Consider the following 24,496-nt stretch of genomic DNA (forward strand, 5'->3'; position numbering starts at 1 on the left):
CAGGGGCAGGGGCAGGGCATCGTGCGGACTGACCCGGTCAGGAGACAACGCGCGGTACGGCACCTCGTGGCCCGCATGATCGTGCTCGATCCAGGAAACAGGCCCCTCCCCACGCCACGAGGCCACTACAACCAGGATCCGGCGCGATCACGCGAGCCTGGAACCCCGCCGCGCCCCGATGTCACCTCACGCAGCGATGATCCACTGGGGAGGGGGGGGTCAGGCGCCGTCTGCCGGCTTTGCGGCGTCGCCAGCCTGGGCGTGGCGTTCCCGTAGGCGCTGTCGGATCTCCTCCGGGGTGTACGCGCGTCGACGCCGTTCGGCCCGCGCGATGACCACGCCGGAGGCCGCCACGCCAGCGAGGCCGGCCAGCCCGAGGATTTTCCACCACCGCAATCCTTGCCGCATCGGCCTAGGCTAGTCCCTCATGAGCATCAGCCTGGATGAGGCCGTCGAGCTGACCCGCACCGGCGACGTGTGGGTGTTCCGGGGGCGCAGCGTGCCGGACCGGGCGATCCAGTTCACCACCAACAGCCCGGTCAACCATGTCGGGATGGCGGTGGTGCTTGACGACATGCCCCCGTTGATGTGGCACGCGGAGTTGGGCAGGTCGTTGCCGGATCTGTGGTCGGGCACCCACCAGCGCGGCGTCCAACTGCATGACCTGCGGGACGCGGTCTGCGTCTGGGCCAACCGTTACGGCCAACGGGCCTGGCTGCGGCAGCTCGACCCGCCGGCCGACGGGGAGATGGAGCGGGCGGTGCTGCGGACGATCGCGCGGTTGGACGGCACGCCGTTTCCGTCGACGGCCCAGTTGGCGTGGCGCTGGGTGCGTGGCCGGGTGCCGTCGCTGCCCCGGCTGGGTCGACCGGCACTTCGGCCGGCCACGGCAACCCGGGCCACGGCAACCCGGGCCACGGCAACCCCGGCCACGCAAACCCCGGCCACGCAAACCCCGGCCACGGCTAGCCCGAGCGCGTCTGCGGGGGAGCGGGACCGGGCGCTGGAGACGGCGTACTGCGCCGAGGTGGTGGCGGTGACCTACGAGGCGATGGGGTTGCTGCCGGCGGGCCGGCGTCCGAACTGGTACGACCCGGGGCGGTTCTGGAGCGGGGACGACCTGGGGCTGGGCGGGGATGCCCGACTGGGTGCCGAGATCGAGGTGCGGGTGCCGCCGCGCTGAGGTGTGCGCCGACCGACCGGGATCGTCGGTTGGGTCGAACCGTTTTCCGTGGCTTGCCGGCCGGTCGGCCCGATCCGTACCCGCTGGGTTTGCGGTGGGGGCGGTGCTGGCTACGCTGTCGCGTCGGTGGGGACGAGGGGAGACCTGATGGCGGTGCGGCCGGACGGTGCGGCAGGGTCACGAGCGGCGCGGGTGTTGGCATCGATGCCGTGGATCGTGGTGCTGCTCGGTGTGTGTGCGCTGGTGGTGCTCCTGGTGATCGCGTTGCTGTCGTTCCGGACCAGGGAGCGGGACGCTCCGCCGCAGGCCGCGCCTTCGGTGTTCCTGCCGACGGTGCCCGCCGCCGCGTCGGCCACCGGTGGGCCGACTCCGGCCGCGGTGGAGCGCCGCTCGGTGTCGCCGCGGCCGTCGCGCAGTAGTCGGGCGCCGTCGCCCCGGGCCACGGTGACCAGTTCACCGACGCCGCCGCGAACGAGCGCTCCGGCGGCACCGGCCTCGCCCGCGGGCGGCACGGTCAGTGCCCGGTACCAGGTCGGCACGAACGGCTGGGACGGCGACGCGGCCGTGCTGTCGATCGCGAACGAGTCGAGTCGGTCGATGGACTGGCTGGTGGAGTTGACGTTCGACGACGACCTGTGGGCTCTGCGGGTCGCTGACGACTCGGGTGTTTCGGTGCGCGGTCGTGGGAACGGCCAGTTCGTGGTGCGCGGCACCAGTTCGCTGGCCTCGGGTGACTCCCGGACGCTGCGGTTGCGCGTCGGCTGGGGTGAGTCGGCGCAGCGGCCGCTGCGGTGCACGATCAACGGGGTCGACTGCCGGTTCGGCTGAGCCGGGTCGGGCCGGGGGTGCGGCGGGGCGTGTCGTCGGCGCTTTCGGCTCCGGCCGCCGATCGCTAGGCTGCCCGGACGGTGCGCTGAGGGAGGTACATGTCCGGCATGCGTCGTGCCCCGCGACTGTCGCACGGTCCGGCTGCGATCGTGTCGTCGCCCTGGATCGTGGTGGGCGCTGGTGTCCTCGTGATGGTGGTCCTGCTCTTCGTGGCCCTCGGCGCGTACCGGGGGCGTAGTCCCGCGCCGGACCGCGCGCCGGTGCCGCCGGTGTTGCCGCTGCCCACGGGGGTGGGTGCGTCGAGCGCTCCCGGCCCGGCGTCGTCGCCTCCGCCGGTGCGGCCGGGGTTGTCCGGGCGGGCGAGCGGGCTGCCGTCGAGCGCCACGGCCGGGTCGCGGTCACCGTCGGTCGGCGCGCCGGGGGGTGGGCCGGTGGTGACGCTGGCGCCGAGTCGGGCTCCGCAGGGGCAGCCGGCGATGAGCGGGCGGTACCGGGTGGTGCAGAGCTTCGACGGGGGTTTCATCGGCGAGGTGTCGATGGTCAACCGGTCGGCCGAGAGTCGTGGTTGGACGGTCAGGTTGGGGTTCTCCGGTGGGCGGTTGGTGACCGCCTGGGTGGAGGGCGTGCCACAGGGGACGCTTCGTCAGTCCGGGGACGGTTTCACGTACGTCAGTGGGGTGGATGTGCGGCCCGGTGGTTCGGTGTCGTTGCGGTTCCACATGGAGCGGACCTCCAGCACCCCGCGGGAGTGCACTGTCGACGGGGTGCGCTGCGGCGGGTTCTGACCGAGGCGAGCACGGCTCTTCCGCAAGGATGCTGCTGTGTTACGACCGTGTTTGCAAGGCATTGCAGAATGTTTCGGCAAGGGTTAGCGTGCGGCCAATCAGCGACCAGAGGAAGGCGTCGATGAAACCCCCGCCGATACCGCGCACCGCCCTGCTGGCCCTCGTCCCCCTGCTCACCCTCACTCTCGTCGGCGCTCCGGTCGCCACGTTCCCGGCCGCCGCCGCTCCCCGGTCGTCCGACAGCGCCCCGCCCGCCGTGGGCGGTGCGGCGCAGTGGCGTGCCGAACCCACCGCCGAGGCGCTGCTGAAGGCGGGCGGCAACTCGGCGCGGGCCGAGCAGTTCTACTTCGTGCTGCCGGACCGGTTCGCCAACGGTGACCCCCGCAACGACCGGGGCGGCCTGGCCGGTGACCGGTTGCGGACCGGGCTCGACCCGACCGACAAGGGCTTCTACCACGGCGGTGACCTCAAGGGCGTCATCGACAAGCTTGACTACATCCAGGGGATGGGCACCACCGCCATCTGGCTCGCCCCGGTCTTCAAGAACCGGCCGGTGCAGGGTGCCGGCAACGACATCTCGGCCGGCTACCACGGCTACTGGATCACCGACTTCACCCAGGTGGACCCGCACTTCGGCACCAACGAGGAGATGAAGCGGCTGGTCACGCTCGCCCACCGGCGCGGCATCAAGATCTACCTCGATGTGATCGTCAACCACACCGCCGACGTCATCAAGTACGCCGAGGACAAGTACGCGTACGTGGACAAGGCGACCTCGCCGTACACCGACGCGCAGGGGCGGGCGTTCGAGGACCGCAACTACGCCGACGGCAGTCGCGCGTTCCCGCAGGTGAACGAGGCGTCCGGACCGTACACCCCGGTCTTTGCCGAGCCGGGTGACGCGAGCGTCAAGGTCCCGGCGTGGCTGAACGACGCGACCATGTACCACAACCGGGGTGACTCGACCTTCGCGGGCGAGAACAGCGAGTACGGCGACTTCTTCGGCCTCGACGACCTGTGGACCGAGCGTCCCGAGGTGGTCCGGGGGATGACCAAGGCGTACGGGGACTGGATCGGCGCGCTCGGCGTCGACGGGTTCCGGTTGGACACGGTGAAGCACGTCAACATGGAGTTCTGGCCGCAGTTCAGCCAGGGCATCGAGCGGGCTGCCGAGAAGGCCGGCAAGAAGGACTTCTTCATGTTCGGTGAGGTGTACAGCGCCGACCCGGAGATCAGCTCCCGCTATGTGCGGCAGGGTGGGCTGCCGGCCACCCTCGACTTCGCCTTCCAGGAGGCCGCGCGCGGCTACACCGCCGGTGCCGGCTCGGCGAAGGCGCTCGCCGACGTGTACGCCCGCGACGACCTCTACGCCGCCCGGGACACCGATGCCGGCCGGTCGCCCACCTTCCTCGGCAACCACGACATGGGCCGGATCGGATCGTTCATCGCCGGTGGCGGCACCGACCCGGCCAGCCACCTGCGCCGCGACCAGCTCGCGCACCAGTTGATGTTCCTGACGCGCGGCCAACCGGTGATCTACTCCGGCGACGAGCAGGGCTTCACCGGCCCCGGTGGGGACAAGGACGCCCGGCAGGACATGTTCGCGTCGAAGGTGCCCGACTACCTCGACGACGACCTGCTCGGCACCGACCGCACCCACGCCAGCGACCAGTTCGACACCGGTCACCCGCTGTACCGGACCATCGCCGAACTGGGCCGGCTGCGCCAGGCGCATCCGGCTCTGCGCGACGGCGTGCAGGTCACCCGGTACGCCGCCGATGGGCCGGGGGTGTTCGCCGCGTCCCGGATCGCCCCCGCCGACCGCACCGAGTACGTGGTGGCGGTGAACAACGCCGACACCGCGCAGACTGTCACGGTGGACACCTGGTCGGCCGGCGCCACCTTCACCGGCATCTACGGCGGCACGGGCGGCGAACAGGCCGGCGGCGACGGGAGGCTGACAGTGACAGTGCCGCCGCTGTCGGCGGTGGTGTACCGGGCCGGCACCCCCATCGCGCAGGCGGCCGGCACGCCCACCATCACCATCACCGCCCCCGCCCCGGACGCGCCGGTCGCCACCCGGGCCGCGGTCACCGCCCAGGTGACAGGTGACCCCCTCGCCACCGTCACCGTCGCCGCCCGGGTCGCGGGTGGCCGGTGGACGTTGCTGGGCAGCGCCGACCACGCGCCGTACACCGTGCAGCACGACCTGACCGGCCTGGCCGGCGGCACCCGCGTCGAGTACAAGGCGGTGGTCCGCGACGGTCGGGGCCGTACCGCGACCGCCCGGTCCACCGCCACCGTGGGGACGCCCCCGCTGGGCGGGTCCCGGGAGTGGGCGGTGGTGCACTACCAGCGCCCCGCAGGCGGATACGACGCCTGGGGGCTGTACGCCTGGGGTGACCTCGACCCGGCGTACGTCACCGAGTGGCCCAAGGGGCAGCCGTTCGCGGGGGAGGACGCGTACGGCCGATTCGCGTGGGTGAAACTCAAGCCGGGCGCGACGTCGGTGAACTTCCTGGTTGTCGACAAGGCTGGCACGAAGGACGTCGCCCAGGACCGCAGCATCGACGTCACGTCCACCGGGGAGATCTGGCTGAAACAGGGAGACCCGGCGATCTACCCGAGCCGGCAGGCGGCCACCGGTGAGCCGGACCCGCCGGTCGAGGAGGGCACCGCCGTGATCCACTACCGGCGGGCCGACAACACCTACGACGGCTGGGGCCTGCACGTGTGGGACGGCGCGGCCAACCCGACCGAGTGGTCGACGCCGCTGCGGCCGACGTCGGTCGACGCGTTCGGGGCGATGTTCCGGGTGCCGCTGGCGGCCGGTGCGACCGGGCTGAACTACATCATCCACCAGGGCGACACCAAGGACCTGCCCGACGATCAGCGGCTCGACCTCGCCGGCGCGGGCCGGGAGGTGTGGCTGCTCGCCGCCACGCCGGGCCGGTTGCTGCCGACGACGGCCACCAGCGTCAACGGGGACACCGACATCAGTAAGCAGAGGGCACACTGGATCGACCGGTCCACCGTCGCGTGGCAGACCCCGCCGACCGACGGCAGGACGTACGCGCTCGTCGTCGCGCCCGAGGGTGGGGTCGGCGTGGTCGACGGGGAGCTGACCGGGACGTACACCACGTTGTCGCTGCGGGCGCAGCGCAACGGGCTCACCGAGGCTCAGCGCGCGCGGTTCCCGCACCTGTGGTCGTACCGCAGCTTCACGCTGGACCGGGGCGACCTGGCGAAGGTCCCAGCGGCGCTGCGGGGGCAGGTGCTGGTGACCGAGCGGGACGCGGCGGGTGCCCTGCTCGCGGCGACGGGTGTGCAGATCCCCGGGGTGCTCGACGACGTGTACTCCCGGGCCACCGACGCCGCCCTCGGCCCGACGTTCGTCGGCCGGACGCCGAGCGTCGCGCTGTGGGCGCCGACCGCCCGGACCGTGCGGTTGCAGTTGTTCGACTCGCCCACCGCGTCGCCCCGGACCGTGCCGATGCACCGCGACGACCGCACCGGCGTCTGGTCGGCGCGCGGCACCTCCGCCTGGGTCGGCAGGTACTACCGGTACGAGGTGCGGGCGTGGCAGCCCGCCGCGCAGAAGATGGTCACCGCCGTGGTGACCGACCCGTACTCGGTGGCCCTGGCGGCGAACTCCACCCACAGCCAGCTCGTCGACCTGAACGACCCGGCGCTGGCCCCGGCGGGCTGGCGGACGCTGCGCAAACCGGCTCCGGTGCCCCCGGCGAGGGCGCAGATCAGCGAGCTGTCGGTGCGGGACTTCTCCATCGCCGACGAGACCGTGCCGGCCGAGCGGCGGGGGACGTTCCTCGCCTTCACCGACCCGGCGACCGCCGGGATGACCCACCTGAAGGCGCTCGGCGACGCCGGTGTCACCCACCTGCACCTGCTGCCGGCGTTCGACTTCGCCACCATCCCGGAGCGGCGGGCCGACCAGCGTCAGCCCGCCTGCGACCTGGCCGCGCTGCCGCCGGACTCCGCGGAGCAGCAGAAGTGCGTGGCGGCGGTCGCCGACACCGACGGCTACAACTGGGGGTACGACCCGTTGCACTACACCGTGCCGGAGGGCGGCTACGCCGTCGACCCGGCCGGTGCGGCGCGGACCACCGAGTTCCGGCGGATGGTCGCCGGGGTGAACGGCGTCGGGCTGCGGGTGGTCATGGACGTGGTCTACAACCACACGTCGGCGGCCGGCACCGACGCGACGTCGGTGCTCGACCAGATCGTGCCCGGCTACTACCACCGGCTGCTGGAGGACGGCGCTGTGGCCAACTCCACCTGCTGCGCCAACACGGCCCCGGAGCACGCCATGATGGGCAAGCTGGTCGTCGACTCGCTTGTCACCTGGGCGCGGCAGTACCGGGTGGACGGTTTCCGGTTCGACCTGATGGGTCACCACCCGAAGGCGAACATCCTGGCCGTCCGCAGCGCCCTGGACCGGCTCACCGTCGCCCGCGACGGTGTGGACGGCAAGGCGATCATGCTCTACGGCGAGGGGTGGAACTTCGGCGAGGTCGCCAACGACGCCCGGTTCGTCCAGGCCACCCAGGCCAACATGGCCGGCACCGGCATCGGCACCTTCAACGACAGGCTGCGCGACGCGGTGCGCGGCGGCGGGCCGTTCGACGCCAACCCCCGCGTGCAGGGCTTCGCCTCCGGGCTCTACACCGACCCGAACGGCGACGAGATCAACGGGTCACCGGCCGAACAGAAGGCCCGGCTGCTGCACGCCCACGACCTGATCAAGGTGGGTCTGACCGGCAACCTGCGCGGGTACCGGTTCACCGACACCGCCGGGCGGCAGGTCACCGGGGCGCAGGTGGACTACAACGGCTCCCCGGCCGGCTACACCGCCGCGCCGGGGGAGGCCGTCACCTACGTCGACGCGCACGACAACGAGATCCTGTACGACGCGCTGGCGTACAAACTGCCGCAGGCCACCTCGGCGGCGGACCGTTCCCGGATGCAGGTGCTGGCACTGGGCACTGTGGTGCTGGGACAGGGCACCGGGTTCGTCACCGCCGGCAGCGAGCGGCTGCGGTCGAAGTCGCTGGACCGCAACTCGTTCAACTCCGGTGACTGGTTCAACCAGATCCGCTGGGGCTGCGAGCGGGGCAACGGGTTCGGGGCCGGTCTGCCGCCCGCGCCCGACAACGAGGACAAGTGGCCGTACGCGAAGCCCCTGCTGGCGGACCCGGCGTTGGTGCCGGACTGCGCGGCGATCACCACCACGGACGCCCGGTACGCCGAGCTGCTGCGCATCCGGGCGTCGTCGCCGGTGTTCGGGCTGGACACCGCCGAGCAGGTGCAGCGGCGGGTGGCGTTCCCGCTGTCCGGGGAGCAGGAGACGCCGGGCGTGCTGACCATGACGCTGGACGCCCGCGGGCTGGGCGGGTCGTGGAAGTCGGTGACAGTGGTCTTCAACGGCACCCCGTCCACGGCGAAGCAGACGGTGACCGACCTGCGCGGTGCGGACGTGGCCCTGCACCCGGTGCTTGTCGACTCGGCCGATCCGGTGCTGCGTACCGCCTCGTTCGACCGGGCGGCCGGCACGTTCAGCGTCCCGGCGCGCAGCGTGGCGGTGTTCGTGCAGAGGTAGTGACGTGAACCGGCCCCCTTCCGCGTGGTGCGGAAGGGGGCCGGTCCGTCGTGCTGTCGCTACACCGTCGTCACCCGAGGGCGATCAGGCGAAGCAGTTCTCGATGGCGCCGCCCGGAATGGCCAGGCAGTTGGTCGGGCGGTTCGCGGTGATGGCGGACTTGTCGTCCACGTTCACCGGACCGAAGAAGCTGAAGACACCGCCCGGCTCGAAGGTGGAGAAGTTGTGGGCGACCTTCGTCTTCGACAGGTTGATCTCGCCGAAGATGTTGAAGATGCCGCCGCCGACCCCGATCGGGCCGATGGCCCGGTTGCCGACGACCTCGCTGTCGCGCAGCGTGGTGATGCTGCCCGCGTTGAAGAGCCCGCCGCCGAAGAAGCCTGCGGTGTTGTCCTTGATGCTGCTCTGCTCGAACGTGACAGCGCTGTCGAAGGCGATGGCCACACCACCACCGACACCGGCGGTGCTGTTCTTCTCGATCGAGACGTGGTGCAGGTTGAGCTGGCTGTCCGCCGCCGCGAGGCCGCCGCCGGCGAGGACCGCGGTGTTCGAGGCGAACTTCGTCTCGTACGCCGTGGTGTTGCCCTCGATGTCGAGGTAGCCGCCGCCGAAGCCCAGCGTCTCGTTGTCGGTGATCTCGGCCTTCTTGAGCTCGACCGTTCCGCCGTCGACGTCGTCGGTGAAGATCTCCGCGGCGCCGTTGGAGATACCGCCACCACCGATGACGGCGGTGTTGTCGGCGATCTTCGAGTCCTCGACGCTGAGCAGGCCGGCGTTGAAGACACCGCCACCGAAGAAGAAGGAGGTGTTACGGGTGACGGTGCTGTGCCAGATCTTCGTGGTGCCGAAGTTGGCCACACCACCGCCGTTGCCGCCGGACTGGTTGAGGACGACCTCGGAGTCCAGGATCTCGGCGGTGCCGCCCGGCTGGACCAGGATGCCGCCACCGTCGTTCTCGTCCGGTTCCTCGACGAGCGGCGTGACGACGCCCGGCGTGACCTTCGGGGTGACCTTCGGCGCGGCCTTCAGGCCCGCCTTCGGGTTGGCCTGTCGGGTGCTGAGCGCCTGGGCCAGCGGGGTGCCGGCCTTCACCTGCGCGGCGATCGTCTCGGAGTCCGAGTAGGCCGCCCAGACCGCCGCCGGCTCGACGGCGTTGTACAGCTCGAGGGTCTGCCCGCCCTTGATGGTCAGGCCCTTGATCGTGAGGTGACCGCCGGGGCCGACGTTGAGGATGCGGAAGTAGTCCGCAGTGGCTTCCCGGGAGATCGTGGTGTGCTCACCCTTGAGGGTGATGTTCTCGGTGATCACCGGGAGGCCGTTGCCCTCGTAGTCGTTGCGGCTCAGGTTGTAGGTGCAGCCCTTGGCCAGCTCCAGCACACCGCCGTGCTTGTTGTTGGCGAACACGATCGCCTGGATCAGCTTGTCGGTGTCGCAGGGCACCTCCTTCCCGCGCTCGCGGTCCTTGTCCCGGTCCTTGTCCTTGTCCCGGTCCTTGTTGTTGTCCCGGTCCTTGTTGTTGTCGTGGTCCCGGTTCTTGTCGTTGTCCCGGTCGCGCCCCTCGTCACCCCGGTGGTCGCCGTCCTTGCTGACCTGTGCGGTGTTCCAGTTCAGGCCGACCGCTCCGGCGCTGCCCGCGACGCCCACCGCCGCGAGACTGATCACGCCCGTCAAACCGGCCACGCCACTGGCGAGCCAGAGCTTGCGGCGGCGCTTGGCCGTCGCCCGCCCGGAGGCTTCGTTGTTCGTTAGGTAGTTGGACATCGGAGCTCTCTGCCCTCTCCTCGTACCAGACAGGGTCGCCGCCGTCAGACGGGCGTCCCCTGCTACAAATCGGTTGTAGCTCCCAAAAACACCGTATGAGAAGGTTCCTCGCCTCGCGGGCTTATCCGAAAGAACCCCACATTAGGTTCATGTTGCGTCTGGAGAGGCCGGGACACCCCGCCGGGTCGACAGCCGCCCAGGACGGTCGTAGACCCCTCTTGACCTGCCAAAACGGGTACGCCCCTCCGAGCCGGCGACGGCACGGAGGGGCGTACCTCTCTATGTGGTTCAGCCCCACCCGGTCAGGCGAAGCAGTCCGAAACGTTGAAGCAGTTGTCCGGACGGTTGGCAGTGACCGCGGACTTGTCGTCAAGCGTCACGGTGCCGCCGATGCTGTTGAAGATGCCCCCCGGCGAGAGGGTGGAGAAGTTGTGCGCCACCGTCGTCCGGTGGAGCCTGACCTCGCTTCCCTCGCCGTTGACGATGCCGCCGCCACGGCCGAACGGACCGACGGCCCGGTTGCCCACCACCTCGCTGTCGCGCAGCGTGGTGACGCTGTCGTCGTTGAAGAGGCCGCCACCGGAGAACCCCGCGGTGTTGTCCTTGATCCTGCTGTTCTCGATCGTCGCCACGCTGTCGTTGGTCACGGCCAGGCCGCCGCCGTCGCGAGCGGCGCTGTTCCTGGACACCGTGGCGTCCTTGAGGGTGAGCTGGCTGTCGGCCACCGCGACGCCACCACCGTCGAGCACCGCGGTGTTGCCGCTGACCGTGGTCTCGTGCAGGGTCGTGGTGCCCTCGACATCCAGGACGCCGCCGCCGAAGCCGAGCGTCTCGTTGTCGGTCACCTCGCTCTTGTAGACCCAGACCGAGCCACCGTCGACGTCCTCGGTGAAGATCGAGGCCGCCCCGTTGGAGATGCCACCGCCACCGATGATCCCGGTGTTGTCATTGACCTTCGACTCGTCGACCTGAAGCAGGCCGGCGTTGAAGATGCCGCCGCCGAAGAAGAAGGCGGTGTTGTGCGCGACCGTCGTCTTGCTGAGCCTGGTGCTGCCGAAGTTGGCCAACCCGCCGCCGTTGCCACCGGACTGGTTGTAGAGCAGCTCGCTGTCCAGGATCTCCGCCCGTCCACCGGGCTGCACCAGCACCCCGGCGCCGTCGTTGAACCCCGGCTCCTCCACCAGCGGCACGACCGCCGGCCCGGCCGACACCGGCTTCGCCACCACGGCTACCGGCTTGACTGCCATTGCCGCTGCTGCCGCCTTGGCTGCTGCGGCCTTGGCATCAGCCGGCTTGGCTGCTGTCGCCTTGGCATCACCCGCAGCCTTGGCCGCCTTCGGCTTGGCCGCGGTTGGCTTGATCGCCGTGGTCGCCGCAGGCTTTGCTGCCGTTGCCGCGGCGGGCTTGGCTGCCGTTGCGGCGGCGGGCTTGGCTGCCGTTGCGGCCGCAGGCTTGGCTGCCGCGACGCCCGGTTCGGGTGCGGTGGTCGGCGTGCCGCCGGGTGCGGTCGTGACCGCCGGCTTGGCTGCCGCACCGGCCGCGACCGACCGGACCGGGGCCGAGTACGGTGCCCAGACCGTCGTCGGGTCGGCGGTCACCGATGCCTGAAGGGTCTGGCCGCCCCTGATGCTCAGGCCCTTGAGGGTGAGGCGTCCGCCGGGGCCGACGTTGAGGATGCGGAAGTAGTCGGCGGTAGCCTCACGGCCGATCGTGGTGTGCTCACCCTTGAGGGTGATGTTCTCGGTGATCACCGGCAGGCCGTTGCCGTCCTGGTTGCGGGTCAGCGTGTAGGTGCAGCCCTTGGCCAGTTCCAGCACGCCACCGTTCTCGTTGTTGGCGAACGTGATCGCCTGGATCAGCCTGTCGGTGTCGCACGGGACCTGCTTGGTGCGGTCCTTTTCGTCGCGCTTGTCGTCCTCGCGCTTGTCGTCCTGGCGTTTGTCGTCCTGGCGTTTGTCGTCCTGGCGTTTGCCGTCCTCGCGCTTGTCGTCCTTGCCGGACCGGTCGTCGAAGCCGCTCCAGTCGTCGCCGCTCCACTCGTCGTCCCGAGCGTCGGCTTCCTTCGCGGCGCCTTCGTCCGCGCCGCCGGCGTCGCTGACGGTCTGCCGGTTGGTCGACGGCTGCGCGTCGGAGACCTGGTCGGATTTGGGCTTGTCATCCCTGGCGGCCACGCCGCCGAGGGCCGCCAGGCCGACCACACCTGTCAGCCCGGCCACGCCGGCGACCCAGAGAGCCCGCCGTCGTCGTGTCGGCGGAGCCGTCGAGGCCCCGCCGTCGGTACTCGTTACGTCGTTGGACATCAGAGCCTTCCGCCCTCTCCTGCTACCAGACGGGGTCGCATCGCCTGAGGCGCCACGACCAGCTACAAATGGGTTGCAGCCTCTGATCCCCACCGTATGAGAACCATCTTCGCGACGAGGACGTATCCGAGATAACCCCACATTTGGCGCAGGCCGGATGAGGTCGGGCAAGGCGGCCGGGGCGGCGAAAAGGGCGTGAGCAGCGCAAACGCCAAGTCTGCCGGGTGAATGTCACCGCCATCGCGGGAACGGACATCGCCTATCCGGCCTACGTGCCGTCCCCCGCCAGCGCCCACCGCCAGCGCCCACCGCCAGCGTCCAGGGCCGCGCCGGGGCGTGCCGGGGGGTGATCCACTCGGGTTCCTGGATAGCGCGGTATCCGTAGGCCTGGACAGCGCGTTTTCCGTGAAGGCGAGTGGATCACGGGGGTGGGTCTTGGTCGACCGCCTCCGGGTGGGGTCGGCCGATGCCCGGCGGCCCGGGATGGGCGCTGGGCGGGTGCCAGGCGGCTATGGATGGGCGCTGGCGGGTGCCAGGTGGCGGTGGATGGGCGCTGGGCCGGTGCCAGGCGGCGGCGGAGCCCGCTGGGCTGGGCCGGAGGGCTTGGTCGACAGGCCGCACCGACGCCGCCGGGCCGTTGGTCGGCTGGCGGCGACGCCGGTGCGGTGCGGGTTGGTGCGGCGGTCAGCCGGGCAGGCGGGGGCCGGCCTCGCGCTGCTCGGCCAGCCAGGTCTCCACCTCGTCGGAGGTGCGTGGCAGCCCGGCCGACAGGTTCACCGCGCCGGTCGCGGTGACAAGTACGTCGTCCTCGATCCGGATGCCGACGCCGCGCAGCTCGGCGGGGACCAGCTCGTCCTCCGGCTGGAAGTACAGACCGGGCTCGACGGTGAGCACGTAGCCCTCGCCCAGCGCGCCGTCGCGGTAGGTCTCCTTGCGGGCGTTGGAGCAGTCGTGCACGTCGATGCCGAGCATGTGGCCGAAGCCGTGCAGGGTCCACCGCCGGTAGACCGTCGACTTCTCGTCCATCGCCTCGTCCAAGCTGACCGGCAGCAGGCCCAGCTCGGACAGGCCTTCGGCGAGCACCCGCATGCAGGTCAGGTGGACGTCCTTGAACTTCACCCCGGGGCGGATGGCCTCGATGCCGGCCTGCTGCGAGGCGTACACGATGTCGTAGACCTGGCGTTGCAGGGCGGTGAACCGCCCGTTGACCGGCAGCACCCGGGTCACGTCGGCGGTGTAGAGGTTGCGGCCCTCGACGCCCATGTCCATCAGCAGCAGGTCACCCGGCCGGGTGGCGCCGTGGTTGTGCACCCAGTGCAGGATCGTGGCGTGCTCGCCGGCGCCGACGATCGAGCTGTACCCGACGTCGTTGCCGTCGTGGCGGGCCCGCAGCGCGAAGACACCCTCCAGCAGCCGCTCGGAGACGGCACGGTCGGCCGGGAGGATCCGGGCCACGTCCTCGAAGCCGCGTACGGTGGCGTCGATCGCGTCCTGGAGTTGGCCGATCTCCCACTCGTCCTTGACCAGCTTCATCTCCGAGATGGCGATGGCCAGCTCCCGGTCGCGGGCCGGCTGACCCTCGGCGCGCGGCCCGTCGTAGGCACGGACGGCCGCGTCCACCTGGGCGTCGAAACCGCGCAACACCCGGGTACGCCCCGGCGCCAGGTCGGCGAGTGTCGCCTCCAGGCCGGTCAGGTCGGCGGTGGGCAGGCCCAGCTCGGTCGACTTCTCGCCGAGGGTGTGCCGCCGGCCCACCCACAGCTCGCCGTTGCGGCTGCGGAAGAACTCGTCGGTCTCCCGGGACGAGCGGGGCCGCATGTACAGCGTCGCGTCGTGCCCGGAGCCGTTGGGGCGCAGCACCAGCACGCTGTCGGCGTCGTGGTCGCCGGTCAGGTAGGCGAAGTCACTGCCCGGCCGGAACGGGTAGTCGGTGTCGTTGGCCCGGACCTTCTCGGTGCCGGTGGGGATGACAAGCGTCTCGCCGGGGAAGGCGGCGGAGAGCGCGGCACGCCGCTTGGCGTAGTTGGGCGTCTCCGGCCGGGGCGCCACGGGGAGCGCGGTGTCGTGCCAGCCCTGCCGCATGAAGGACAGGAACGCCTCCGGGAAGTCCGGATCGTGCGATTCCGTGCCGTCCGTCGGCGTACCGTCGGTTTGTCCCTCGGTCATTGCGCCGCTCCCTCCGCTTCGTTGCTGATCCCGACGGTACCGCGCGTCCCGGTTCGCGCTGACGCCCCCGGGAGCCGGGCGGATCGACGGACGGCTGCAAGGGCCGACAGCGCGCGTGGAAAGATGGCCTCCATGTGCGGACTTCTGGCCTTCTTCAGCGCGAACGGCAACGCCGCCGCGCATCGCGACCACATCGCCGGAGCGTTGGAATGCCTGCACCACCGCGGCCCCGACGAGACCGGGGTCGAGGTGGTCGGCGACGCTTCCGGCCGGTACGCGGACGGCGTGTTCGCCCACAAGCGGCTGGCCATCATCGACGTCGCGTCGAGCCACGAGCCGCTGCCCTACGCGAACGGTCGTTACCTGCTCACCTTCAACGGTGAGATCTACAACTACATCGAGCTGCGCGAGGAGTTGATCAGGAACTTCGGCGCGCAGTTCGCCACCGCCGGCGACGGCGAGGTGATCGTGGCGGGCTACCACTTCTGGGGCGAGCAGGTGCTCACCCGGCTGCGGGGCATGTTCGCCTTCGTCATCTGGGACCGGCAGGAGCGGCGCGCGTTCGGTGCCCGCGACTACTTCGGCATCAAGCCCATGCACTACCTGGAGACCGCCGACGGCCTCTACCTGGCGTCGGAGAAGAAGGCGCTGCTGCCGTTCGCGCACAGCAACTACCAGGGCGACGCGGGTGTCGACACGGCCAACCTGAGTCACTACCTGACGTTGCAGTACGTCCCGGAGCCCGGCACCCTGCACAAGGGCATCAGCCGGATCGGCTCGGGGGAGTACCTGAACTGGACCCCGGGTGGGCGCATCGACGTACGCCGGTGGTACCGGCCGGTGTTCCGGCCGGCGCCGGTCGACGACGAGCAGAAGCTGTACCACGAGATCCGGGAGACGCTGCGCGAGAGCGTGCGCATGCACATGCGCTCCGACGTGCCGGTGGGCTCGTTCCTGTCCAGCGGCATCGACTCGACGGCGGTGGTGGCGCTGGCCCGGGAGTTCAACCCGAACATCCTCACCTTCACCGTCGGCTACGACGTGCCGGGATATTCGGAGATCGACGTCGCCCAGGAGTCGGCGCGGCACCTGGACGTCACCACCATCCCCACCAAGATCGGTCCGCAGGACATGATCGACGCGCTGCCGAAGATCGTCTGGCACCTGGACGACCCGGTGGCCGACCCGGCGCTGGTGCCGCTCTACTTCGTGGCGAAGAAGGCCGCCGAGCACGTCACTGTGGTGCTCTCCGGTGAGGGCGCGGACGAGTTCTTCGGCGGTTACACGATCTACCGGGAGCCGCTGTCGCTCGGGACCGTCAACGGTCTGCCCGGCGGGGTGCAGAAGGGCCTGCGCGCGGTCTCCAAGGCGATCCCGCAGGGCGTCAAGGGCAAGAGCTTCCTGGAGCGTGGCACCACCCCGATCGAGGAGCGCTACTACGGCAACGCGCGGATGTTCACCGAGGAGGAGAAGCAGCACCTGATGCGCCGCTACGACCCCTCGGTGCGCTACACCGACGTCACCGCCCCGATCTACGCCGAGTGCACGGAGTTGGACGACGTCACCAAGATGCAGTACGTCGATCTCTACACCTGGCTGCGCGGCGACATCCTGGTCAAGGCCGACCGGATCTCGATGTCGCACTCGCTGGAGGTGCGGGTGCCGTTCCTCGACCGTGAGGTCTTCGACGTCGCGGCGAAGATCCCGGTGGACCTGAAGCTGCCGCCGCGCTCCGACGCCACGAAGTACGCGATGCGTCAGGCGTTGCAGGGTGTGGTGCCGCCGGCCATCGTCAACCGCAAGAAGTTGGGCTTCCCGACCCCCACCCGGGTCTGGCTGCGCGGCGAGATGTACGAGTGGGCCCGGCACGTGCTGAGCACCTCCGGCGCGGGTGACCTGCTCGACCTGTCGTACGCGCTGCGGCTGCTCGACGAGCACAAGCGGGAGGAGGCCGACCACTCCCGCAAGGTGTGGACGGTGCTGATCTTCTGCATCTGGCACGCCATCTTCGTGGCGAAGACCCTCGACCCGGGCATCCAGCGCAACCAGTCCGCCCTGCTCACGAAGCCGGTGGTCGGTTCCATGGTCCGCTGACACCCACGGTGACCAAGAGGTTTGCGTCACCGGGGAGCTGCCTCGGTGACGCAAACCTCTTGATCGACTAGCTGGTGGTGGTTAGCGGCGGGCGCAGGTGACAGTGGGTATTCCGTTCGTTCCTGTGGTGCTGGCCAGGAAGCCGAACGTGGTGGTGCCCTCCGGTGCGATCGTGCCGTTGTAATTGACGTTCGTCGCCGTCACCGACGAGCCGGACGACGTCTGGGTGGCACCCCAGATCTGACTTATCGACTGCCCGTTGGGCCAGCTCCAACTCGCGGTCCAGCCGGAGAACGGCGTACTGCCGTGGTTCATGATCGTGACTTCGCCCTGGAAGCCGCCCTGCCACGTGCTGCTCACCTTGTAGACCGCCATGCAGTCACCGCCCGGCGGAGGGGTGGTCGGGTTCGGCGGCGGCGTGGTCGGGTTCGGCGGAGGGGTGGTCGGGTTCGGCGGCGGGGTCGTCGGGTTCGGCGGCGGCGTGGTCGGGTCCGGTGACGGCGAACCGGTACCCGGACCCACCCCGGTCACCTGACCGCTGCCGCCGTCGAAGGTCACGTCGGAGCAGCCGAAGAAGTTCTCCTGCGAGTCCGAGCGCACCCAGCGGGAGTAGATGATGTGCCGGCCGCTCTTGCCCGACGGCAGGTTGCCGCTGAAGTAGTAGTGCCCGTCGTTGGTGCCGACCGCGCCGCGCTGCGGCGGGTTGGTCACCGTGAGGAACGGCTCCTCCAGGTCACTCCAGGCCAGCGCCCGGGTCGGGCTCCAACTGTCCTTGGTCACGTAGAAGTAGAACGTGCCCGGGTGGTGTGCCCAGTTGCTGTACTTGAAGTCCAGCCGGGCCCCGGAGGTCAGGTGGGTGAGCGGCCAGTCGGTGCGGGGCAGGTCGTAGCCGCGGAAGCCGGTGTTGCCGCCGCTGCACAACTGCCCGTCCGGGATGAAGCCGGTGGTCCGGCCACCGGCGTCGGAGCGCAGCACGCTGAACCAGTTGTAGAGCGAGTTCGCCCCGCTCTGCGCCACCGCGGCGGAGCACGCGGGGTTGTTCGGCCTGATCTCACCGGTCTGGCTGCGGCCGTCCTGCCAGCACAGGTAGGTACGGCTGCCCGGGGTCATCGCCGCGCCGTGCGCGGCGGCCGGCTGGGGACTGGACGCCAGGGCGACAGCGCCCAGCGCGAGGGTCATGGCCGCGGTGAGCAACGCGGCCGTACGGGAACGGTTCACGGGTTCTCCTGACTCGCGAGGCGTGCCGCCCGAGCCGCCCCGCCGCAATCGGGTGGGACGTGGCCTGCTCGCCCCGCTGAAGTGAGCGGTGCGACGATCACGGCGACGTGCCCCGGCGGGAGACCAGCCGGTGGACGCGTGCCATCAACGGTCCTGTCAGGGACCGGCGCCCTCGCGTGTGTCGAACCCGGCAACCGGTGGCGCGGCAGCCCTCGCACCGCCCGGTACCCGTCATCCCATCACGCCACGCCGTCGCGGCGCAATAGCTGAACCTCGATGGATGAGTTGACCCACCGGCCGCCGTCGCACGCCATATCCTGCGGACGGGGACGGCGGAACGGAGAGGCGGCGACCGGTGCCGGAGGTATTCGACGAGGTGCTCCGCCGGTGCCGCGCCGGTGAACCGGTCACGCTGGCCACCGTCGTGGACACCTGGCACTCCGCGCCGCAGCCGCCCGGCGCGACCATGGCGGTGGCGGTCGACGGCACGGTCACCGGCAGCGTCTCCGGCGGCTGCGTCGAGGCGGACCTCTACGAACGGTCCCGCCGCGTGCTCGACACGGGCGCGGCCGAGCTGATCCGCTACGGCGTCAGCGACGACGACGCGTACGCCGTGGGTCTGACCTGCGGTGGCATCCTCGACGTGTTCGTGGAGCGTGTCGACGCCAGCGCCCTGCCGGGGCTGGCGGCGGTCGCCGCCGCCCGCCGAGGCGGCCAACCGGCGGCAGTGGTCACCTGCGTGGCCGCCGATGCCGGCGACCCACCGGGCGCGGTGCCGACCGATCCGGCGCGGCGACTGGGCCGACGCCTGGTGCTGACCGGCCAGCGGCCCATCGGCTCGCTCGGTGACGACCGGCTCGACGACGCCGCCCGCGTCGACGCCCTCGGGCTGCTCGCCGCCGGGCACAGCGGGATGCTCCGGTACGGCTACCACGGGCAGCGGCGCGGCAGCGGCATCAGCCTCTTCGTGACCGCGTACGCCACCGCACCACGGATGATCGTCTTCGGGGCGATCGACTTCGCCGCCGCGGTGGCCCGGATCGGTGCGTTCCTCGGCTACCGGGTCACCGTCTGCGACGCCCGCGGGGTCTTCACCACCGCACGGCGCTTTCCCGAGGCCGACGAGGTGGTGGTGCAGTGGCCGCACCGCTACCTGCGGACGGAGTTGGACGCGGGCCGGGCCGACGGGCGGACGGTGGTGTGCGTCCTCACCCACGATCCGAAGTTCGACGTGCCGGTGCTGGAGCTGGCGTTGCGCCACCGGTTGGCGTACGTCGGCGCGATGGGTTCGCGGCGCACCCACGACGAGCGGCACAAGCTGCTGCGCGAGGCGGGGCTCAGTGCGGCGCAGCTCGCCCGGCTCGCCTCCCCGATCGGGTTGGACCTCGGTGGTCGTACCCCGGAGGAGACCGCGGTGAGCGTGGCCGCGCAGATCGTCGCGGCCCGCTGGGGCGGCAGTGGTCGTCCGCTGGCGGCGCTCGACGGGGCGATCCACCGGCCGGGTTAGCGCGCGCCCGTGCGCCGCCTTCGGCGCCCACCGGGCCGCGCGCTGTGCCAGCCTGGTGGCACGGCGACCGGCTCGGCTGGCGACGGCCGGTGGTTGGTGACGACGAGAGGATCGGCATGGGGTACGCGGTGGTGCTCGGCGAGGCGCTCGTCGACCTGCTCGACAGCGAGCGCGACGGGGAGCGGGTCTACCGGCAGGCGATCGGCGGCGGGCCGCTCAACGTCGCCGTCGGGGTGGCCCGCCTCGGCGGTGCGGCACAGTTCGTCGGTTCCCTCGGCGACGACGCGTTGGGCGGCCGGATCCGCGCCTTCCTGACCGCGGCCGACGTCGGGGTGGCCGGTGCGGTGACGGTGCCCGCGCCGACCACGCTCGCGGTGGTCACGTACGCCGGACCGGAACCCGACTTCCGCTTCTACGGCGAACCGGCGTCCTACGGCCTGCTCGGCCCCGACGATCTGGATCTCGCGCTGGTGGAGGGCGCCGACGTGCTCTCCTGCGGCTCGATCGCGCTGCTCCAGCCCGGCACGCTGGCCGCCGCCCGGCGTGCCTGGTCGCTCGCCACCGGTCTGCGGGTGTTCGACCCGAACGTGCGCCCCCGACTGCTCGCCGGGCCTGCCGCGCTGGACGGGCTACGCCAGGTGGTGGCCGAGTTCGCCGCCGGCGCGCACCTGGTCAAGCTGAGCGCCGCCGACGCCGGGCTGCTCTACCCGGGTGAACCGGTCGAGGGGGTGGCCGCGTACCTGCGCGAGCTGGGCGCCGCCACGGTGGTGGTGACGCTCGGCGCGGCCGGCGCGGTGCTGGCCGCCGCCGACGCCGACCCGGTCCGGGTACCGGCCCCGAAGGTCGACGCGGTCGACGCCACCGGCGCCGGTGACTCGGTGCTGGCCGCGCTCGTCGCCGACCTGCTCAACGACGGCGAACCGGACTCCCCGCAAGGTTGGGTCGAGCGGGTCGCGTTCGCGCTGCGGGTCGCGGGCCTGGTCTGCGAAAGGCCCGGCGGTGCCACCGCCATGCCCACCCGCGCCGACGTCGAACGTCGCTTTCCGGCCTAGCCCTCACCGTCGAGTTCGCGGTAGCCGCGCCGGGCGGCGACAAGCGCGGCGCGGGCGCCGAAGGGAGCCTCCGCGGCCACCCTCTCCGGCGGCGCGCCGCCGGTGTGCGCGGCCCGGATCAGCCAGGCCAACCTCACCAGGTCGGCGTGTTGGGCGCGGACGAACTCGACGTCCACCGGATCGCCGTGACCCGGCACCACCACCGTGCGCGCGGTGGTCAGCCGCAGCAGGTCCGCGACCGCGTCCGGCCACCGCAGGGGGTACGCGTCCTCGAAGGCGGGCGGCCCGCTCTGCTCCACCAGGTCCCCGGCGACGAGCACGTCGGCGTCCGGCACGTGCACCACCAGGTCCGCGTCGGTGTGCCCCCGCCCCGGGTGACGCAGCAGCACCCGCCGGCCACCCAGGTCGAGCGACGTCTCGGTGTGCACCGTGTGCGTCGGGGCGAGCAGTGGGGTGTCGACCAGCTCGGCGGCGAGCGCCGGATGCTCCTCGCGCAGCTCCGCGTACGCCTCCCGGCGCAGCCGCTCCGGGTCGGTGCGCAGCGCTGCGGCGGCCAGTTCGTGCGCGTACACCGGGCGGGGCGGGTCGCCGGCCAGGACGGCGTTGCCGAAGCAGTGGTCGTAGTGGTGGTGGGTGTTGACAATTGTCAACGGGCGGTCGGTGACCGCCCGGACGGCGGCGGCCAGCTCGGCGGCCTGAGCGGCCGAGGAGAGCGTGTCCACCAGGAGCGCCTCGTCGTCACCGACGACAAGTGTGACGTTGACCCGCAGCAGTGGTTCGCGAAGCACGTGCACCCGGTCGGCGACCTCGACGAAACCGGTGCTCACGACGACCGCCCGGCGCGCTCGACGAAGCGTTGCCGGTCCACCAGGATCCGGTCCACCCGGCCCCGGGCCACCGTCTGGTCACCGTCGCTGACCGTGACCTCGAACGACAGTCGGCGGCCGTCGACCGTCGCCAGCAGGGCCTGGGCCCGGACCGTCCGACCGACCACTGTCGGGGCCAGGTGCTCCAGCTCGACACGCGTCCCCACGGTCGTCGACCCCGCCGGCATCCCGGTCGCCGTCGCCGCGACGGTGGCGGCCTCGGCCAGCGCGAGCACCCGGGGAGTGCCCAGCACCGGTACGTCCCCGGAACCGACCGCCTGGGCGGTGTCCGCGTCGGTGACTGTCAACTCGACCTGGGCGGTCAGACCCGGCGCGAAGGCCGGCTCGGGCTGCTCCTGCATGGTCGTCAGCCTAGGTGCTCACCGCAGGTGTCGGGCACGCGCCCGGTGATCCGGGCGCACCCACCCCGAACGGCCGGCGGGTGGTCCCCGTCGGTCGATGCCGTACCCGTCGTTAACCTTGACGACGATGGCCGTCGTGACTGACCCCCAGCCCCCCGCCCGGACCGACCCGCCCGCGTCCGGCGACGGGGGTCGTCGGCGTGTCGTCGCCATGAGCGTGTGGGCGGTCACCTTCGTCGCCGCGTGGCTGGCGATCGGGCTGCCCACCGACCCCGCGTACGCCTTCGTCTGGATCTGGCTCGCGACCATCGCCTGGAACAGCGACCGGCCGTGGCGCAGTCATCTGCGCTTCGCCCGGGACTGGGTGCCGGTGGTGCTGCTGTTCGTCGTCTACAACCTCTCGCGCGGGTTCGCCGACAACGGGGCCACACCGCACGCGATGGAGCTGATCGTCGCCGACCGGTTCATGTTGGGCTGGGCCACCGGCGGCGAGGTGCCCACCATCTGGTTGCAGCAGCACCTCTACCACCCGCAGGTGCACTGGTGGGACGTCGCGGCGAGCTGGGTGTACTTCTCGCACTTCGTGGTGGCGTTGACCGCCGCCGCGGTGCTCTGGCTACGGGACCGGCACCGCTGGGCGGCGTACATGCGGCGTTGGGGTTTCCTCTGCGCCGCCGGCCTGGTGACCTACTTCGCCTACCCGGCCGCCCCGCCCTGGTGGGCGGCGCAGAACGGGCTGCTCACCGAGGTCGCCCGGATCTCCACCCGGGGTTGGAAGGCGTTCGGCATGCACGGTGCCGGCAACGTGCTCAACGCCGGTCAGATCGCCTCCAACCCGGTCGCCGCGATGCCGTCGCTGCACACCGCGTGGGCGCTGTTCGTGGTGCTGTTCTTCCTGACCACCACCCGCCGCCGCTGGTGGCCGCTGCTGCTCGCGTACCCGCTGGCGATGACCTTCACCCTGGTCTACTCGGGTGAGCACTACGTGATCGACGTGCTTGTCGGCTGGACGTACGTGGGGTTGACCTTCCTGGTGGTCGGATTGGCCGAGCGCGGCTGGGCCGCCTGGCGGGTGCGTCACCCGCGGGTCGAGGCGAAGCCGGCCACCGGGGCACCACCCGAGCGGGCCGTCGCCCCCGACGGCGCGACCGCTGCCGCCGACCACCCGGCGATCCCCGCCGATCGCTGACGGAGGTTACCGCCCCTCCGGCCCAGGGGACCGGGCGACAACGTCCTGATCATCGGGGGGCAGCGGGGCGGGGTGCTGGGCGCGGTGGGCGCGGGCGTTCAGCTCGGCTGCCATCGCCCACGCCTCGGCCAGGTCGCGGTCCTGGGCGGTGGCACCGGAACCGCCAGCGGTGTCGGCGTGCACGGAGGCCAGCCCCAGGCGGCGCTGCACCGGCCCCTGCACCACCCGCACACTCTGGATGCGGGCGTACGGCAGGATCACCAACTGCCGGGTGAGCCTCCCGGACCGGGTGGCGAACACCCCCTCGAACAGCCCCGCGCCGAACGCGCGACGGCCCAGCGGGTGCAGCCATCGGGTGCGGGTCGGTGGCGGGGTGAGCACCAGGGTGTCGAGGCGGACCCCGGGCAGCACCTCGGCGACGATCATCGTCGCCGTCGGCAGGTCACCGACCGGCAGCAACCGGTCGGGCCGGTTGCGGTCGTCGGCGTCGGCGAGGGAATACCCCGCCACCTCCAGGCGCAGCCGCAGCCAGCCGTTCACCCGCCAGAGCAGCGGCCAGGTGGCCCGCACGGTCTGCACCCGCGCCAGCGGCACGGCCTGCGCCCGCGTCTCCAGCAGACCGTTGTGCACCCGCAGCGTGCCGCCGTCGCGGGCCAGCCGGAAGTTCCAGTCGTCGAGGACCCGGCGGACCGGTTGCAGCAGCACGCCCGCCATCGCGGTGAGCGTGCTCGCCACCGCGACGAACGACCACGACCCCGCGGTGACGAACTGCACCACGACGAAGGCCACCCCGAACGGGAGCAGGAACGCCTGCGGGGTGAGCAGTTGGCTGACCAGCAGGTTCTGGTTGCGTACCGCGTGCAGTGGCCGGCCCGGCGCGGCCGTCACCGGTGACGCCGCCGCGCCCGGGACCACCGCGGGCGTCGCGTGGCCCGGCCCGGTCGGCTGCGTCACCCGCCCGGCCAGCGCCAGCAGCCGCTCGCGCAACCGGGCCGCGTCGGCCACCCCGAGGTACGCCAGTGGCGCCTCGGTCTTGCCGCCGCCGACCACCTCCAGCCGCAACTCGGCCAGGCCGCTGAGCTGGGCCAGCAGTGGCCGGACCACCTCGACGGCCTGCAGTCGCTCCAACGGGATGGCCCGGGTGCGCCGCCAGAGCAGCCCCTCGTACACCCGCAGTTCGCGGCCCACCACGTGGTAGCCGGTGTTGTACCAGCTGATCACCGACAGCACTGTCGCGCCGAGCGCCAGCACCGCCACCATGGCGGCGAACCAGCCGAAGCCCACCCGGGACAGCGTCGACCAGGACAACCCGGCGATGACCACGGCCAGGGACTTGGCACCGTGCAGCAGTGGGCTGAGCGGATGCAGTCGCTGCCGGGGCTCGCCCTCGCCCGGGGGCGCCGGCCAGGCGGCGGGCTCCGCCGACGGCACCGGCCCGTGCGGTGCCATGTCGGCTGGTCGCACCGGCCCGTGCGGCGCCGCGTCGGCGGGTGGCACGGTGCTCGGCTCGGCGGGACCGTCGCTCATCGGGCCGGCCCCCGGCCCGGCCGGTGCTCCGCGCCGGACCT

Annotated in this window: 16 protein-coding genes; 8 read left to right on the plus strand and 8 right to left on the minus strand. The window is 71.6% G+C overall.

Going from position 1 to position 24,496, the window contains the following annotated elements:
* Positions 1 to 219: 219 nt before the first annotated feature.
* Positions 220 to 408, minus strand: a complete 189-nt coding sequence (locus AB0F61_RS05855; RefSeq protein WP_357803694.1) for a hypothetical protein — start codon at positions 406 to 408, stop codon at positions 220 to 222.
* A 19-nt stretch (positions 409 to 427) separates the two neighbouring features.
* Between AB0F61_RS05855 and AB0F61_RS05860 the strand changes: the two genes are divergently transcribed.
* The 4 genes from AB0F61_RS05860 (at position 428) to pulA (ending at position 8,413) form a co-directional block, all read left to right on the plus strand.
* Entirely contained in the window at positions 428 to 1,183 is a 756-nt protein-coding gene (locus AB0F61_RS05860; protein WP_357803696.1) for a hypothetical protein, read from the plus strand.
* 147 nt (positions 1,184 to 1,330) lie between these two features.
* Entirely contained in the window at positions 1,331 to 2,011 is a 681-nt protein-coding gene (locus AB0F61_RS05865) for a hypothetical protein (RefSeq protein ID WP_357803698.1), read from the plus strand.
* A 98-nt stretch (positions 2,012 to 2,109) separates the two neighbouring features.
* On the plus strand, positions 2,110 to 2,796 hold the full coding sequence (locus AB0F61_RS05870) for a cellulose binding domain-containing protein (RefSeq protein WP_357803700.1): 687 nt from the start codon (positions 2,110 to 2,112) through the stop codon (positions 2,794 to 2,796).
* A 121-nt stretch (positions 2,797 to 2,917) separates the two neighbouring features.
* On the plus strand, positions 2,918 to 8,413 hold the full coding sequence (pulA, locus tag AB0F61_RS05875; protein WP_357803702.1) for a pullulanase-type alpha-1,6-glucosidase: 5,496 nt from the start codon (positions 2,918 to 2,920) through the stop codon (positions 8,411 to 8,413).
* Positions 8,414 to 8,497: 84 nt separating this feature from the next.
* Here pulA and AB0F61_RS05880 read toward each other — a convergent pair whose 3' ends face one another.
* From AB0F61_RS05880 to AB0F61_RS05890, 3 genes are all read right to left on the minus strand, one after another.
* Positions 8,498 to 10,174 carry a hypothetical protein gene (locus AB0F61_RS05880; protein WP_357803704.1) on the minus strand — a complete coding sequence of 559 codons (1,677 nt, stop codon included), beginning with the start codon at positions 10,172 to 10,174 and terminating at the stop codon, positions 8,498 to 8,500.
* Between the two features lie 302 nt (positions 10,175 to 10,476).
* Positions 10,477 to 12,645, minus strand: coding sequence for a right-handed parallel beta-helix repeat-containing protein (locus AB0F61_RS05885; protein ID WP_357803706.1), 2,169 nt, complete (start codon positions 12,643 to 12,645; stop codon positions 10,477 to 10,479).
* 513 nt (positions 12,646 to 13,158) lie between these two features.
* Entirely contained in the window at positions 13,159 to 14,640 is a 1,482-nt protein-coding gene (locus AB0F61_RS05890; protein WP_357803708.1) for an aminopeptidase P family protein, read from the minus strand.
* Positions 14,641 to 14,772: 132 nt separating this feature from the next.
* On the opposite strand from AB0F61_RS05890, the gene asnB reads away from it, so the two are divergent.
* The gene (gene asnB, locus AB0F61_RS05895; RefSeq protein ID WP_088951893.1) at positions 14,773 to 16,734 is read left to right on the plus strand and encodes an asparagine synthase (glutamine-hydrolyzing); all 1,962 of its coding nucleotides are present in this window, start codon (positions 14,773 to 14,775) and stop codon (positions 16,732 to 16,734) included.
* 81 nt (positions 16,735 to 16,815) lie between these two features.
* On the opposite strand, the gene AB0F61_RS05900 is transcribed toward asnB, so the two are convergent.
* Positions 16,816 to 17,913: a lytic polysaccharide monooxygenase gene (locus AB0F61_RS05900; RefSeq protein ID WP_357804098.1), complete on the minus strand. Its 1,098-nt coding sequence runs from the start codon at positions 17,911 to 17,913 to the stop codon at positions 16,816 to 16,818.
* 394 nt (positions 17,914 to 18,307) lie between these two features.
* Here AB0F61_RS05900 and AB0F61_RS05905 point away from each other — a divergent pair, with 394 nt between their 5' ends.
* Positions 18,308 to 19,459, plus strand: coding sequence for an XdhC/CoxI family protein (locus tag AB0F61_RS05905; protein ID WP_357803709.1), 1,152 nt, complete (start codon positions 18,308 to 18,310; stop codon positions 19,457 to 19,459).
* Positions 19,460 to 19,575: 116 nt separating this feature from the next.
* The gene (locus tag AB0F61_RS05910; protein ID WP_357803711.1) at positions 19,576 to 20,511 is read left to right on the plus strand and encodes a PfkB family carbohydrate kinase; all 936 of its coding nucleotides are present in this window, start codon (positions 19,576 to 19,578) and stop codon (positions 20,509 to 20,511) included.
* Here AB0F61_RS05910 and AB0F61_RS05915 read toward each other — a convergent pair.
* Together AB0F61_RS05915 and AB0F61_RS05920 are read right to left on the minus strand one after the other, a co-directional pair.
* Positions 20,508 to 21,338, minus strand: a complete 831-nt coding sequence (locus tag AB0F61_RS05915) for an MBL fold metallo-hydrolase (protein WP_357803713.1) — start codon at positions 21,336 to 21,338, stop codon at positions 20,508 to 20,510. The two genes, AB0F61_RS05910 and AB0F61_RS05915, sit on opposite strands and share 4 nt — an antisense overlap.
* Complete coding sequence (locus AB0F61_RS05920) at positions 21,335 to 21,739, minus strand: hotdog domain-containing protein (protein WP_357803715.1); 405 nt, start codon at positions 21,737 to 21,739, stop codon at positions 21,335 to 21,337. Before AB0F61_RS05920 ends, AB0F61_RS05915 begins: the two co-directional genes overlap by 4 nt.
* A 127-nt stretch (positions 21,740 to 21,866) precedes the next feature.
* Here AB0F61_RS05920 and AB0F61_RS05925 point away from each other — a divergent pair, with 127 nt between their 5' ends.
* Positions 21,867 to 22,928 carry a phosphatase PAP2 family protein gene (locus tag AB0F61_RS05925; RefSeq protein ID WP_357803717.1) on the plus strand — a complete coding sequence of 354 codons (1,062 nt, stop codon included), beginning with the start codon at positions 21,867 to 21,869 and terminating at the stop codon, positions 22,926 to 22,928.
* Positions 22,929 to 22,934: 6 nt separating this feature from the next.
* On the opposite strand, the gene AB0F61_RS05930 is transcribed toward AB0F61_RS05925, so the two are convergent.
* Positions 22,935 to 24,377: a PH domain-containing protein gene (locus tag AB0F61_RS05930; protein ID WP_357804101.1), complete on the minus strand. Its 1,443-nt coding sequence runs from the start codon at positions 24,375 to 24,377 to the stop codon at positions 22,935 to 22,937.
* Between the last annotated feature and the right edge of the window lie 119 nt (positions 24,378 to 24,496).

It is taken from the genome of Micromonospora sp. NPDC023888, from assembly GCF_040639415.1.
Taxonomy (GTDB): domain Bacteria; phylum Actinomycetota; class Actinomycetes; order Mycobacteriales; family Micromonosporaceae; genus Micromonospora.